General features: G+C 71.3%; 11 protein-coding genes. All 11 read left to right on the top strand.

Annotated features, from left to right (window positions below; translation table 11 throughout):
• Window positions 1-32: 32 nt before the first annotated feature.
• The 11 genes from ACIRRU_RS09885 (at window position 33) to ACIRRU_RS09835 (ending at window position 14,064) form a co-directional block, all read left to right on the top strand.
• Window positions 33-1,565 carry a bifunctional folylpolyglutamate synthase/dihydrofolate synthase gene (locus tag ACIRRU_RS09885; RefSeq protein ID WP_403678343.1) on the top strand — a complete coding sequence of 511 codons (1,533 nt, stop codon included), beginning with the start codon at window positions 33-35 and terminating at the stop codon, window positions 1,563-1,565.
• Between the two features lie 5 nt (window positions 1,566-1,570).
• Complete coding sequence (locus ACIRRU_RS09880) at window positions 1,571-1,924, top strand: DUF4233 domain-containing protein (protein ID WP_363199524.1); 354 nt, start codon at window positions 1,571-1,573, stop codon at window positions 1,922-1,924.
• Window positions 1,925-2,155: 231 nt separating this feature from the next.
• Window positions 2,156-2,569, top strand: coding sequence for a nucleoside-diphosphate kinase (ndk, locus tag ACIRRU_RS09875; protein ID WP_363199523.1), 414 nt, complete (start codon window positions 2,156-2,158; stop codon window positions 2,567-2,569).
• Window positions 2,570-2,857: 288 nt separating this feature from the next.
• Window positions 2,858-3,877, top strand: a complete 1,020-nt coding sequence (locus ACIRRU_RS09870; RefSeq protein ID WP_084746080.1) for a rod shape-determining protein — start codon at window positions 2,858-2,860, stop codon at window positions 3,875-3,877.
• A gap of 155 nt (window positions 3,878-4,032) precedes the next feature.
• Window positions 4,033-5,082 (top strand): rod shape-determining protein MreC, encoded by a 1,050-nt coding sequence (gene mreC / locus ACIRRU_RS09865; RefSeq protein WP_403678340.1) that lies wholly within the window; start codon window positions 4,033-4,035, stop codon window positions 5,080-5,082.
• A gap of 8 nt (window positions 5,083-5,090) precedes the next feature.
• Window positions 5,091-5,756 (top strand): rod shape-determining protein MreD, encoded by a 666-nt coding sequence (gene mreD / locus ACIRRU_RS09860; protein WP_403678339.1) that lies wholly within the window; start codon window positions 5,091-5,093, stop codon window positions 5,754-5,756.
• A gap of 99 nt (window positions 5,757-5,855) precedes the next feature.
• Complete coding sequence (gene mrdA / locus ACIRRU_RS09855; RefSeq protein ID WP_403678337.1) at window positions 5,856-8,075, top strand: penicillin-binding protein 2; 2,220 nt, start codon at window positions 5,856-5,858, stop codon at window positions 8,073-8,075.
• Window positions 8,075-9,268, top strand: a complete 1,194-nt coding sequence (gene rodA / locus ACIRRU_RS09850) for a rod shape-determining protein RodA (protein ID WP_403678336.1) — start codon at window positions 8,075-8,077, stop codon at window positions 9,266-9,268. The genes mrdA and rodA overlap by 1 nt, the downstream gene beginning before the upstream one ends.
• Window positions 9,269-9,297: 29 nt before the next feature.
• Entirely contained in the window at window positions 9,298-10,818 is a 1,521-nt protein-coding gene (locus ACIRRU_RS09845; protein WP_403678334.1) for a CHAD domain-containing protein, read from the top strand.
• A 52-nt stretch (window positions 10,819-10,870) separates the two neighbouring features.
• A complete protein-coding gene (locus ACIRRU_RS09840) occupies window positions 10,871-12,799 on the top strand; it encodes a TIGR03960 family B12-binding radical SAM protein (protein ID WP_403678333.1) in 1,929 nt (642 codons plus the stop codon).
• A 482-nt stretch (window positions 12,800-13,281) separates the two neighbouring features.
• Window positions 13,282-14,064, top strand: a complete 783-nt coding sequence (locus ACIRRU_RS09835) for a TIGR03936 family radical SAM-associated protein (protein WP_403678331.1) — start codon at window positions 13,282-13,284, stop codon at window positions 14,062-14,064.
• Window positions 14,065-14,217: the final 153 nt, after the last annotated feature.

The raw sequence follows: 14,217 nt of genomic DNA, 5'->3' as shown, positions 1-14,217 counted from the left end.
GCGTTGTCGGCGGCCATCCGTAGACTGGCCCCGTGAGTGAGCCCCGCCCTTCAGACCGGCACGACGAGCCCGATCCCGACGACGCCTTCGAGGAGATCGTCGACGAGGAGACCCAGCGCGACCCCGACCTGGCGGTGATCGAGGCCGGGAGCCGCACGCTGCGCGCCCACTCCGGCCAGCCGCAGGGCGAAGCGGTCCCGGCCCGCCCCGCCGACCCCGAGACCGACAGGGCGCTGCGCGCGGTGGAGCAGGAGCTCGCCGGGCGCTGGGGCGAGACCAAGCTGGAGCCCTCCGTCACGCGCATCGCCGCCCTGATGGACGTCCTCGGCGAGCCGCAGCGCGCCTACCCCTCGATCCACATCACCGGGACCAACGGCAAGACCAGCACCGCCCGCATGATCGAGGCCCTGCTCAACGCCTTCGAGCTGCGCACCGGCCGGTACACCTCCCCGCACGTCCAGTCGATCACCGAGCGGATCAGCCTGGACGGCTCCCCGATCGAGGCCGAGCGGTTCATCGAGACGTACGAGGACATCAAGCCGTACGTCGAGATGACCGACGCCCAGCAGCCCTACCGGCTCTCCTTCTTCGAGGTCCTCACCGGCATGGCGTATGCGGCCTTCGCCGACGCCCCCGTCGATGTCGCCGTCGTCGAGGTCGGCATGGGCGGCACCTGGGACGCCACCAACGTCATCGACTCCACCGTCGCCGTCGTCACCCCGATTTCGCTGGACCACACCGACCGGCTCGGCACGACACCCGCCGAGATCGCGGGGGAGAAGGCCGGGATCGTCAAGGAGGGCGCCACGGTCGTCCTGGCGCAGCAGCCGGTGGACGCCGCGCAGGTGATGCTGAAGAAGGCCGTCGAGGTGGACGCCACCGTGGCCCGCGAGGGCATGGAGTTCGGCGTCGTCTCCCGTGAGATCGCGGTCGGCGGCCAGCTCATCACCCTGCGGGGCCTGGGCGGTGCGACCACCGAGTACACCGACATCTTCCTCCCGCTGTACGGGGCCCACCAGGCGCACAACGCGGCCGTCGCGCTCGCCGCCGTCGAGGCGTTCTTCGGCATCGGCGCCGAGCAGGCCCGCACCCTGGACATCGACGCCATCCGCAAGGCGTTCGCCTCGGTGCTCTCGCCCGGCCGCCTGGAGGTCGTGCGCTCCAGCCCGACCGTCGTCCTGGACGCCGCGCACAACCCGGCCGGGGCCAAGGCCGCGGCCGACGGCATCTCCGAGGCGTTCAGCTTCTCCCGGCTGATCGGCGTGGTCGGCACCAGCGGCGACAAGGACGTCCGCGGTCTCCTGGAGGCCTTCGAGCCGATCTTCGCCGAGATCGTCGTCACACAGAACTCCAGCCCGCGCGCGATGGACGCGGACGAGCTGGCCGCGATCGCCGTGGAGGTGTTCGGCGACGACCGGGTCCAGGTCGAGCCGCGCCTGGACGACGCCCTGGAGGCGGCGATCACGCTGGCCGAGGAGGACGACGAGTACGCGGGCGCCGGGGTGCTGGTGACCGGTTCGGTGATCACGGTCGGCGAGGCCCGGCTGCTGCTGGGAAGGGGCTGAGGGGGATGCGGACGCTCTGCGCCTCGACGCTGATCGGTGAGTTCTTCGTGATCGGCTTCGCCGGTCTCGTCGCGATGAAGCTGGACGACGTCTCGATGGCCGCGGTCTGGACGGTCTGTGGCGTCGGGATGGCGCTGTCCGTGCTGCTGTGCGGGATGATCACCCGGCCCGGCGGGGTCCAGCTGGGCTGGGCCCTCCAGGTCGCGCTGGTCCTCAGCGGTTTCGTGGTCCCGATGATGTTCATCCTGGGGCTGGCCTTCGGCGGGCTGTGGTGGGCCTCAATCCACTACGGCCGCAAGATCGACGAGGCGAAGGCCCGCTGGGCCGCCCAGCAGGAGGCGGGCGGAGCGGCTGCCTGAGGAGGCGGCCCGGAAGCGCGGACAGGGGCGGGCGAGCGTGGCCCGGGGGCGCGGAACAGGGGCCCGCGCTCACCCGTCCGGCGGCCCGACACGCCCGCCCGGCCACCCGGTCCCGGCCGCGCTCAGGCCAGAAGGTGACCCTCGGTGAACCCGGTGCGCGAAGGGGCCCCCGCGCCCCTGTAATCTCGCCCTCACCGCACCCGTAACGCCTGGCATTGCAAGGAGCCGCACATGACCCAGCGCACCCTCGTCCTGCTCAAGCCCGACGCCGTCCGCCGTGGCCTGATCGGCGAGATCGTCGGCCGCATCGAGCGCAAGGCCGGCTGGCGGATCACCGCGCTGGAGCTGCGCACCCTGGACCAGGAGACGCTGGAGCAGCACTACGGCGAGCACAAGGGCCGCCCGTTCTACGAGCCGCTCATGGAGTTCATGGCCTCCGGCCCGGTCGTCGCCCTGGTGGCCGAAGGTGAGCGGGTCATCGAGGGCATCCGGGCCCTGGCCGGACCCACCGACCCGATCGCCGCCGCGCCCGGGTCCATCCGTGGCGACTTCGGCACGATCACCCGGGAGAACCTCATCCACGCCTCGGACTCCGAGCAGTCCGCAGAGCGAGAACTGAAGCTTTTCTTTCCCGGACTTTCCTGACCCGATCGGCCAAACAGCGCTGTCCGCCCGGGGCGACCGAAGTAATTCGGTCGCCCTTCGGCATAGGGTTCGGTGTCGCGGGAACGCATCCCTCCGACGTAACGTCACCATGGGTAGGACGGGCACCCGTTCCGCCCACACCGGCGAAGGACCCTCGCGCTGTGTCCGTGCATGCGGCACTACGATGGAAGCTTCCACGCCCACAGCGCCAACCTCGCCGACCAGAACAAGCCATCTTCGCTTCCTGGGAAGGCCCGACGCATCCTCATGGGGAACAAGGGGAACTCAATGTCGTTCATCGGCCGTGACATGGCTATCGACCTCGGGACTGCCAACACGCTGGTGTACGTCAGGGGGCGCGGCATCGTCCTGAACGAGCCGTCCGTCGTGGCCATCAACACCAACACCGGCGGAATTCTGGCGGTCGGCTCCGAGGCCAAGAAAATGATCGGCCGTACACCGGGCAACATCGTTGCCGTACGGCCGCTGAAGGACGGCGTGATCGCCGACTTCGAGATCACCGAGCGGATGCTCCGCTACTTCATTCTCAAGATCCACAAGCGCCGCTACCTGGCCCGCCCCCGGGTCGTCGTCTGCGTGCCCTCGGGCATCACCGGGGTCGAGCGCCGCGCCGTCATCGAGGCGTCCACGCAGGCCGGCGCGCGCCAGGTGCACATCATCGAGGAGCCCATGGCGGCGGCGATCGGCTCCGGGCTCCCGGTGCACGAGGCCACCGGCAACATGGTCGTCGACATCGGTGGCGGCACCACCGAGGTCGCCGTGATCTCGCTCGGCGGCATCGTCACCGCCCAGTCGATCCGCACCGCCGGTGACGAACTGGACAACGCGATCATCCAGCACATCAAGAAGGAGTACTCCCTCCTCCTCGGTGAGCGGACCGCCGAACAGATCAAGATCACCATCGGTTCGGCGTACGACATGGACAAGGACGAGCACACCGAGATCCGCGGCCGCGACCTGGTCTCCGGGCTGCCCAAGACGGTCGTCATCTCGGCCGCCGAGGTCCGCAAGGCCATCGAGGAGCCGGTCAACGCGATCGTCGACGCCGTGAAGACGACGCTCGACAAGTGCCCGCCCGAGTTGTCCGGCGACATCATGGACCGCGGCATCGTCCTCACCGGCGGCGGCGCGATGCTCCGCGGCCTGGACGAGCGGCTGCGCCGCGAGACGGGCATGCCGATCCACATCGCCGAGGACCCGCTGGACTCGGTGGCGCTCGGCTCCGGCAAGTGCGTCGAGGAGTTCGAGGCGCTCCAGCAGGTGCTGGACGCCCAGCCCCGCCGCTAGCGGCGGACACCACCCGATCCGGTGTGCGGGCGCTGCCGCTCCGCGCACCGGATCGTTGATATAGATCGTTGCCGTACGGGTGCCGACGCGGAGCCACGCGCGGCGGCGTACATCCAGGCACGAACATTCCGACGAGGAAGGCACGGCCGCCGCACGTGAGGGACACACGAGAGAGCCGGCTGCTCCTGGTGCTGCTCATCGCCATCGCATTCGCCCTGATCACGGTCGATATCCGAGGCGGCGAGGAGTCACCGGTCGACGGCGCGCGGCAGGCCGCCGCCACCGTCTTCGGGCCGATCGAGAACGGCGTGGCGACGGCGGTCGACCCGGTGGGCAACGCCATAGGGGCCGTCCGGGACTCCGGCAACCGGCACGACCGGATCTCCACCCTGGAGCAGGAGAACGCCGCCCTGAAGGCCAAGCTCGGCAGCGACGACCGCACCAACAGCCGGGTCCGCCAGCTCGACGCCATGCTGAAGAACGCGGGCGCCGGACAGTACGGGATCAAGGGCGCCGAGGTCATCGCCATAGGAGCGGCCCAGGGCTTCTCCTGGACGATCACCATCGACGCCGGATCCGACGACGGCATCCGCCGCGACATGACCGTCCTCAACGGCGAAGGGCTGGTCGGCCGGGTCACCACCGTCGGCCCCGGCACCGCGACGGTCCTGCTCGCCAACGACCCCGACTTCACCGTCGGCACCCGGATGGAGAAGACCGACGAGCTGGGCTTCGCCACCGGCCAGGGCTCGCGCCCGCTGTCGGTCCAGTTCCTCAACGGCAAGGCGAAGGTGAAGGCGGGCGACCGGCTCGTCACCTTCGGCTCCAGCAAGGACAAGCCCTTCGTGCCCGGCGTCCCGGTCGGCGAGGTCGTCCGGGTGGACCCCTCCGGCGGTGCCCTGACCCGGACCGTCTACGTCAAGCCGTACGTGGGCTTCACCAAGCTCGACATCGTCGGCGTCGTCGTCCAGGCCCCGCGCCAGGACCCCCGCGACATGGTGCTCCCCAAGCAGCCCGCCAAGGCGAAGCCGAAGCCGACCCCCACGGTCACCGTCACCGTCCAGCCCAACGGCGACCTCGTCGACGGTTCCGGCAAGGTCGTCGGCAACACCGACGAGCAGCAGGGCGGTGACGCCGCCGGAGACCAGGCGGGCCAGAACCAGGCCGGCGACGCCCCGCCCGGCACCGCGGACAACGAGGAATAGAGCTGCCCATGCCCCTCAACCGGACTCTGCTCTCCACCGTCCTGGTCGTCGTCGCCCTGGTCATCCAGGTCTCCGTCCTCGCCCGCCTCCAGCTCCCCGGCGCCGTCCCGGACCTGCTGCTCCTCACCGTCCTCGGCCTGGCGTTCGTCTACGGGCACGTCAGCGGGGCGCTCATCGGCTTCGGTGCGGGACTCCTCGCCGACCTGGCCCCGCCCGCCGACCACGCCGTCGGGCGCTACGCCCTGGTGCTCTGCGTCATCGGCTACCTCGCCGGGCTGGTCCGCCCGGAGAACGGGCAGCTCAAGTCGGCGCTCGCCCCGATGGCCGTGGTCGTCGCCGCCGCGCTCGGCACGACGCTGCTCTACGCGGGCGTCGGTGCGCTCGTCGGCGACACCGCCGCCCGCCATGTGGGCCTCGGCAGCCTGCTGTTCACCGCCGCCGTCTACGATCTGCTGCTGGCGCCCTTCACCGTGCCGCTGATCATGGCGCTGGCCAGACGTACCGAGAACGACCCGGTCTCCGAGGCCTCCGGCGGCAGCAGCGATGTGGCCGCGGGCTGGCTCTCCTCCGGCACCGGGCTCCGCATCGGCAACCAGCGCGGCGGACTGCGCGTCAAAGCAGCCCGCAGCCGCGCGGCCCGCGCGGGCCGTATCAAGGGGGTCAAGCGACTGTGAAGCCGTACGCGACCGAGGGCACCGGGGGCACCGCGTGAGGCTCCGCCGCCCGGGGGAGCACCCCCGTACCCCCAGCCCGACCACCACCGGGGGCGCCCCGTGAGCAACATTCCCGAGACCGGGCGGACCCAGCGGGTCCAGATCCGGCTCATCGTCATCCAGGTCCTCGTCTTCTCCCTGCTGCTCACCCTCGGCGGCCGCCTCTGGTACCTCCAGATCCGCAACGGCGAGGAGTACACCGCCGAAGCGGCGGGCAACGGCGTCCAGCAGGTCGTCCAGCCCGCCGTCCGCGGGTCGATCCTCGACGCCCGGGGCGTGCCGCTGGCCGACAACGAGACCCGTCTCGTCGTCTCCGCCAGCCGGACCGAGCTGCTGAAGATGAAGGACGACGGCGCCGGGGTCCTCGCCCGGCTCGCCGACGTCCTGGACATGGAGCCCAAGGACGTCCAGGACAAGGTCCGTCTCTGCGACTCCAAGACCCCCCAGCCCTGCTGGAACGGCTCGCCCTACCAGCCGATCCCGGTCACCGACGAGGCCACCACCCAGCAGGCCCTCCAGATCCGGGAACGCGCCGAGGACTTCCCCGGCATCACCGCCGAACCCACCGCCGTACGCCGCTACGCCGCCCCCGGCAAGGCGAAGTCCGCGCAGGTCCTCGGCTATCTCTCGCCCGTCACCGACGAGGAGATCGAGAAGGCCAAGGACGGCCCCTCGCCCTACCTCCGCTCCGACCAGGTCGGCCGCTCCGGTCTGGAGCGCACCTACGACAAGGAGCTGCGCGGCAAGGCGGGTGTGACCCGCTACGAGGTCGACAACCTCGGCCGCGTCATGGGCGAGGCCGAGAACGACCCGGCAGTCCCCGGCTCCAACGTCGTCACCAGCCTGGACGCCCGGGTGCAGGCGGTGGCCGAGTTCGAGCTGGCCGCCGCGATGAAGACGGTCCGCGGCGAGACCGACAAGATCACCGGTCGAAAGTACGAGGCGGACTCGGGCGCCGTCGTCGTGATGGAGTCCAAGACCGGCCGCGTCGTCTCCATGGCCTCCCAGCCCGACTACGACCCCAACGCCTGGGTCGGCGGCATCTCCGGCAAGGAGTACGCCAAGCTCACCGGCAAGAAGTCCAACTACCCGCTGCTCAACCGGGGCATCCAGGGCCAGGCGCCCGCCGGGTCGATCTTCAAGGTGGTCTCCGCGAGCGCCGCCGTGCGGGCCGGGTACGGCTTCGACGACCGCTACAACTGCAGCAGCTCCTACAGCCTCGGCAACCAGACCTTCGCCAACTTCGAGTCCCAGGGGCACGGCCCCATCACCCTCGGGGACGCGCTCAAGTACTCCTGCAACACGGTCTTCTACCGCCTCGGCCACGACGAGTGGGCGAAGGACGGCGGCATAAAGCCGAAGAAGGACGCCAAGAACTGGTTCTACCGCACCGCCCGGGACTTCGGGCTCGGCGGCGAGACCGGCATCGACCTGCCCAACGAGGTCACCGGCCGCATCCCCGACCGGCAGTGGAAGCAGGACTTCTGGAAGGCGAACAAGGACGCCTGGTGCAAGGAGGGCAAGAAGGGCGGCACCTACGTGCAGCAGATCGCCTACGAGAGCTGCCTCGAAGGCAACCAGCTCAAGGCCTACGACAGCATCAACTACGCCATCGGCCAGGGTGACGTGCTCGTCACGCCCATCCAGATGGCCACCGCCTACGCGGCGATCAGCAACGGCGGCACTCTCTACGCGCCCACCGTCGGCAAGGCCGTGATCAGCCCGGACGGCAAGTCGGTCCAGGAGATCAAGCCCAAGTCCACCGGCAAGCTCCCCATCAACGCCCAGACCGTCAAGGACCTCGACAAGGGATTGCGGTCGGTGGTCGAGCCCGGCGGTACCGCGGCCTGGCGCTTCAACGGCTGGCCTCAGGACAAGATCCCGATGCGCGCCAAGACCGGCACCGCCCAGGTGTACGGCAAGCAGACCACCTCGTGGTTCGCGACCTACACCGACGACTACACCATCGTCATGACGATCTCCCAGGGCGGCACCGGCTCCGGCGCCTCCGGACCCGCCGTCCGCAAGATCTACGACGCGCTCTACGGCCTGGACGCCGCGGGCAAGCAGGACCCGAAGAAGGCCCTGCTGCCGCAGCCGCAGAAGGCGCTGCCGAAGATCCAGCCCGACGGCTCGATCGACGCCCCGAAGGTCAAGCCGTACAAGCCCCGGCCGACCCAGCCGGAAGGCACCGAGGCGAACCCCGAACTCGTGGTGCCGCAGCCCCCGGGCCAGCCCGGACTCACCGGATCACCGGCGTCCACGGGGAGGCGGCCCTGATGGCAGGTGGCTTCTCCGTCTCCCGGTACGCCCCCGAGCGCGGCTCCTGGGCCAGGCTGACCGCCCGCGACTCCGTCGTCCGGCGGCTGGACTGGCCGCTGCTCTCGGCCGCGCTCGCGCTCTCCTTCCTCGGCTCGCTGCTCGTGTGGTCCGCGACCCGCAACCGCGACCACCTCACCCAGGGCGACCCGTACTTCTTCCTGCTGCGCCACGCCATGAACACCGGCATCGGCCTGGCCCTGATGGTCGGCACGATCTGGCTCGGCCACCGCACCCTGCGCGGGGCCGTCCCGATCCTCTACGGCATCTCCGTGCTGCTGGTCGCGGCCGTCCTGACCCCGCTGGGCACCACGATCAACGGCGCCCACGCGTGGATCAAGCTCCCGGCGGGCTTCTCGATCCAGCCCTCGGAGTTCACCAAGATCACCATCATCCTGGTGATGGCGATGCTGCTGGCCGCCCGGGTCGACGCGGGGGACCAGGCCCACCCCGACCACCGCACCGTCGCCAAGGCGCTCGGGCTCGCGGCGATCCCCATGGCCGTCGTCATGCTGATGCCGGACCTCGGCTCGGTGATGGTCATGGCCGTCATCGTCCTCGGCGTCCTGCTCGCCTCCGGCGCCTCCAACCGCTGGGTCCTCGGCCTCATCGGCGCGGGCGCGGTCGGAGCCCTGTCCGTCTGGCAGCTCGGACTGCTCGACGACTACCAGATCGCCCGGTTCGCCGCCTTCGCCAACCCGGCGCTCGACCCGGCGGGCGTCGGCTACAACACCAACCAGGCCCGGATCGCGATCGGCTCCGGCGGGCTCACCGGCACCGGCCTCTTCGAGGGCACCCAGACCACCGGCCAGTTCGTCCCCGAGCAGCAGACCGACTTCGTCTTCACCGTCGCTGGTGAGGAGCTGGGCTTCCTCGGCGCCGGGCTGATCATCGTCCTCCTCGGCATCGTCCTGTGGCGCGCCTGCGCCATCGCCCGCGACACCACCGAGCTGTACGGCACGGTCGTCGCCGCCGGGATCATCGCCTGGTTCGCCTTCCAGTCCTTCGAGAACATCGGCATGACGCTCGGCATCATGCCGGTCGCCGGACTGCCGCTGCCCTTCGTCTCCTACGGAGGGTCCTCGATGTTCGCCGTCTGGGTCGCGGTCGGACTGCTCCAGTCGATCCGGGTGCAACGGCCGATGTCCGCCTGAAACGCGCCCATCCGGGTACCTGTCCGTACATGGCGGACACCAAGCGCGAGATCGAGCGGAAGTACGAGGCCAACGACGGCACCCGGCTGCCCGGCCTCGGCCGGGTGGCCGGGGTCGGTGAGGCGGTCGCCCGCGGCCGGAGCGAGCTGGACGCCGTGTACTGGGACACCGCCGACCTGCGCCTCGCGGCCGACTCCCTCACCCTGCGCCGCAGGACCGGCGGGTCCGACGCGGGCTGGCACGCGAAGTTCCCCGTCGCCGTCGGCATCCGGGACGAGATCCACGAACCGCTCTCCGACACTCCGCCGCCCCCGCTGGCCGCCCTGCTCCGCTCCCGGGTCCGCCACGCCGAACTGGCCCCCGTCGTCCGGCTGCTCTCCTCCCGCGACGTCCAGCACCTGCTCGCCGAGGACGGCACCCTCCTCGCCGAGGTCAGCGTCGACACCGTCCTCGCCGAACGCCTCGCGGGGGAGGGGACCGGCACCACGGCCACCTGGACCGAGATCGAGGTCGAGCTGGCCGACGACGGCGACCCCGCCTTCCTCGACGCCGTCGAGAAGCGGCTCCGCAAGGCCGGGGTGCTCCCGGCGACGTCGTCCTCCAAGCTCGCCAGGGCGCTGGCGGAGACCGGACCCGGCGATCCGCCGGCGCGGCCGCGGGAGCCCCGCACCGCGGGCGACCACGTCCTCGCGTACGTGCGGGAGCAGATCCGCGCCATCGTCGCGCTCGACCCCGCCGTCCGCCGTGACCTGCCCGACTCCGTGCACAAGATGCGCGTCGCCACCCGGCGGCTGCGCAGCGCCTTCACGACGTACCGGACCGTCCTCGACCGCGAGGCCACCGGCCCCCTGGGCGCCGAGCTGAAGTGGCTCGCCGCCGAACTGGGCGTCGACCGCGACCAGGAGGTCCTGGACGACCGGCTCGGCGCCCGGATCGGGGCGCTGCCCGCACCCCTGGTCCTCGGACCGGTCGAGAACCGGCTGGGCGCCTGGTCGGCCGCCCGCCGCACCGGATCGCGCCGCAGGATCGCCGACGTCCTGGACGGCGAGCGGTATCTGGCCCTCCTGGACGCCCTCGACGCGCTCACCGCCGACCCGCCGCTGCGCCCCGCCGCCTCCCGCAAGGCGGAGAAGGTCCTGCCCAAGGCCGTGCTCAAGGACTACGACCGGCTCGCCGCCCGCATCGGCGACGCCCTGGACCGGGAGGCGGGGCCCGAGCGGGACACGGCGATGCACGAGGCCCGCAAGGCCGCCAAGCGCGCCCGGTACGCGGGGGAGGCCGCGCGGCCCGCCCTCGGCAAGCCCGCCGCGAGGTTCGCCAGGCGCATGAAGGCCGTGCAGACCGTACTCGGCGACCACCAGGACAGCGTCGTCGCCCGCGAGGCCCTGCGCACCCTCGGCGTCCAGGCGCACGCGGCGGGGGAGACCGCCTTCACCTGGGGGCTGCTGTACGGCCGGGAGGAGGCGGCCGCCGACGCCCGCGAGCGCGAGCTTCCCGAGGTGTGGGCCCGGGCCTCGGACCCCGTACTGCGGGCGGATCTGAAACCCTGAGACGCGGGGTAGGCTGGATGGTCACCCCTGCCGGCTCACGAAGGTTCGCGAGATGTCTGCCGCATCGGTCTTCCCACAGCTCGAAGCTCTGCTCCCGCATGTGCAGAAGCCCATCCAGTACGTCGGCGGTGAGCTGAACTCCACCGTCAAGGACTGGGACAGCTGTGACGTCCGCTGGACCCTGATGTACCCCGACGCCTACGAGGTCGGGCTGCCCAACCAGGGCGTCATGATCCTCTACGAGGTACTGAACGAACGCGAGGGCGTCCTCGCCGAGCGCACCTACAGCGTCTGGCCCGACCTCGAAGAGCTGATGCGCGAGCACGACGTGCCGCAGTTCACCGTGGACAGCCACCGCCCCGTCGGCGCGTTCGACGTCTTCGGCCTCAGCTTCTCCACCGAGCTGGGCTACACCAACATGCTCACCGCCCTGGACCTCGCGGGCATCCCGCTGGAAGCCGGGGACCGCACGGTGGACCATCCGATCGTCGTCGCGGGCGGCCACGCCGCGTTCAACCCCGAGCCGGTCGCGGACTTCATCGACTGCGCGGTCATCGGCGACGGTGAGCAGGCCGTCCTGGAGATCACCGACATCATCCGCGCCTGGAAGGCCGAGGGCCGCCCCGGCGGCCGCGACGAGGTGCTGTTCCGGCTGTCGAAGACCGGCGGCGTCTACGTCCCGCGCTTCTACGACGTCGAGTACCTCCCCGACGGCCGCATCGGCCGCGTCGTGCCCAACCGCTCCGGCGTGCCGTGGCGGGTCTCCAAGCACACCGTGATGGACCTCGACGAGTGGCCCTACCCCAAGCAGCCCCTCGTCCCGCTCGCCGAGACCGTGCACGAGCGGATGTCCGTGGAGATCTTCCGCGGCTGCACCCGAGGCTGCCGTTTCTGCCAGGCCGGCATGATCACGCGCCCCGTGCGGGAGCGGAGCATCACCGGCATCGGGGAGATGGTCGACAAGGGCCTCAAGGCGACCGGTTTCGAGGAGGTCGGCCTGCTCTCGCTCTCCTCCGCGGACCACAGCGAGATCGGTGACATCGCCAAGGGCCTCGCCGACCGCTACACCGAGGACAAGGTCGGCCTCTCGCTGCCCTCCACCCGGGTCGACGCGTTCAACGTCGACCTGGCCAACGAGCTGACCCGCAACGGCCGCCGCTCCGGGCTCACCTTCGCCCCCGAGGGCGGCTCCGAGCGGATGCGCAAGGTCATCAACAAGATGGTCTCCGAGGAGGACCTGATCCGGACCGTCGCCACCGCCTACGGCAACGGCTGGCGGCAGGTGAAGCTGTACTTCATGTGCGGGCTGCCCACCGAGACCGACGAGGACGTCCTCCAGATCGGGGACATGGCGGTCAACGTCATCGCCAAGGGCCGCGAGGTCTCCGGCCAGAACGACATCCGCTGCACCGTCTCCATCGGCGGCTTCGTGCCCAAGCCGCACACCCCCTTCCAGTGGGCCCCGCAGCTGAGCGCGGAGGAGACCGACGCCCGGCTGAAGAAGCTCCGGGACAAGATCCGCGGCGACAAGAAGTACGGCCGCTCCATCGGCTTCCGCTACCACGACGGCAAGCCCGGAGTCGTCGAGGGCCTGCTCTCACGCGGTGACCGCCGGGTCGGCTCCGTCATCCGCGCGGTCTACGAGTCCGGCGGCCGCTTCGACGGCTGGCGCGAGCACTTCAGCTACGACCTCTGGATGAACTGCGCCGAGAAGACGCTCCCCGAGTACGGGGTCGACGTCGCCTGGTACACCACCCGCGAGCGCACCTACGAGGAGGTCCTGCCCTGGGACCACCTCGACTCCGGCCTGGACAAGGAATGGCTCTGGGAGGACTGGCAGGACGCGCTCGACGAGACCGAGGTCGAGGATTGCCGCTGGACCCCCTGCTTCGACTGCGGCGTCTGCCCGCAGCTCGACCTGGACATCCAGATCGGCCCGACCGGCAAGAAGCTCCTGCCGCTCAGCGTGGTCAACAAGTAGCGCCGCCCGCACGGCGCCGCGACGACGTCAGGCCCGGTCCGGGGTTTCCGGACCGGGCCTGCGGCGTCCCCGCGGCCGTGGTGCCGGAGGCTCGCGATCCCGTTCCGCGCGGACGGGCCCGGCGCCGCCCGCACCGCCCGGCTCCGGTGGCGGGAGAGGCGGGCCGCGCCGCCCGTTCGGCCCTCGCCGCCGCCCGGGAATCCGTACGCCGGCACGGGACGGCGGCGCGAGCGGCGCGCGGTCAAGGGAACCGGTGGGGATCGCTGCGCGTACTCTGGGTAGTACAACGACTGTCCCCAGCGCGGCGCAGGCATCCGAGAGCGCCCCGCCCGGCGAGAACTTCGCCGAGCGGGTGTGAGCCGGAGCGGCACCCCGGGGTCCACCCCGTATTTCGTGGGCGGCGCGCCACCGCGCCCGCCCCGCACCGAGGAGAAGAACCACTGGGCAAGCGACAGCCCGAAGGCCCGCCGCCCGCACCGGCAGTGCAGCGCATCCGACTGCGCTACACCAAGCGCGGCCGCCTCCGGTTCACCAGCCACCGCGACTTCCAGCGGGCCTTCGAGCGGGCCCTTCGCCGCTCCGAGGTGCCGATGGCGTATTCGGCGGGCTTCACCCCGCACCCCAAGGTCAGCTACGCCAACGCCGCACCCACCGGCACCGGCAGTGAGGCCGAGTTCCTGGAGATCGCCCTCACCGAGACGCGGGACCCCGAGGTGCTGCGCGGACTGCTCGACGCCTCGATGCCGGACGGCCTCGACATCGTCGACGCGGTGGAGGCCCGCACCCCGGGCCTCGCCGAGCGGCTGACCGCCTCCGTCTGGGAGACACGCCTGGACGGCGTCGACCCCGAGGACGCCCGCGCGGCCGTGGCCGCCTTCAACGACGCCGGGACCGTCGAGGTCCAGCGCAAGGCGAAGAACGGCGTCCGGACCTTCGACGCCCGCGCCGCCGTCGCCGACCTGCGGGTCCTCGAATCCGCCGTCGATAGGCCCGGGGAGCGGCCCTGTGCGATACTGCGGCTGGTTGTTCGGCACGTGACACCTGCCGTTCGACCCGACGACGTCCTGTCCGGTCTCCGAGCTGTGGCCGACCTGGCGCCGCCCGTCCCCGCCGCGGTGACGAGGCTGGCGCAGGGGCTCTTCGACGAGGAGTCCGGCACGGTGACCGACCCGCTCGCGCCCGACCGCGAGGCCGCCCCGACCGCACAACCCGCGGTCGCCGGGGCAGCCGTCGCGACGGCGCCGGAAGGTGCAGGTTCCGCGTAAGGCGGTCGTTGTAGCGCAGCCCTCCGACCCGGGGCCCCTGGGTCGGGCCGCGCACTGACCCACAAGACTTTCGCCAGGCCGTACGCACACCGCATACGGAACCGGCGAGCCAGACATCAGCTCCCGTGCGGCGCCCGCGCCCCGGACGGCCCT

Source organism: Streptomyces sp. NPDC101181 (assembly GCF_044767975.1).
GTDB lineage: Bacteria > Actinomycetota > Actinomycetes > Streptomycetales > Streptomycetaceae > Streptomyces.
This window is presented reverse-complemented; position numbering and strand designations above follow the sequence as displayed.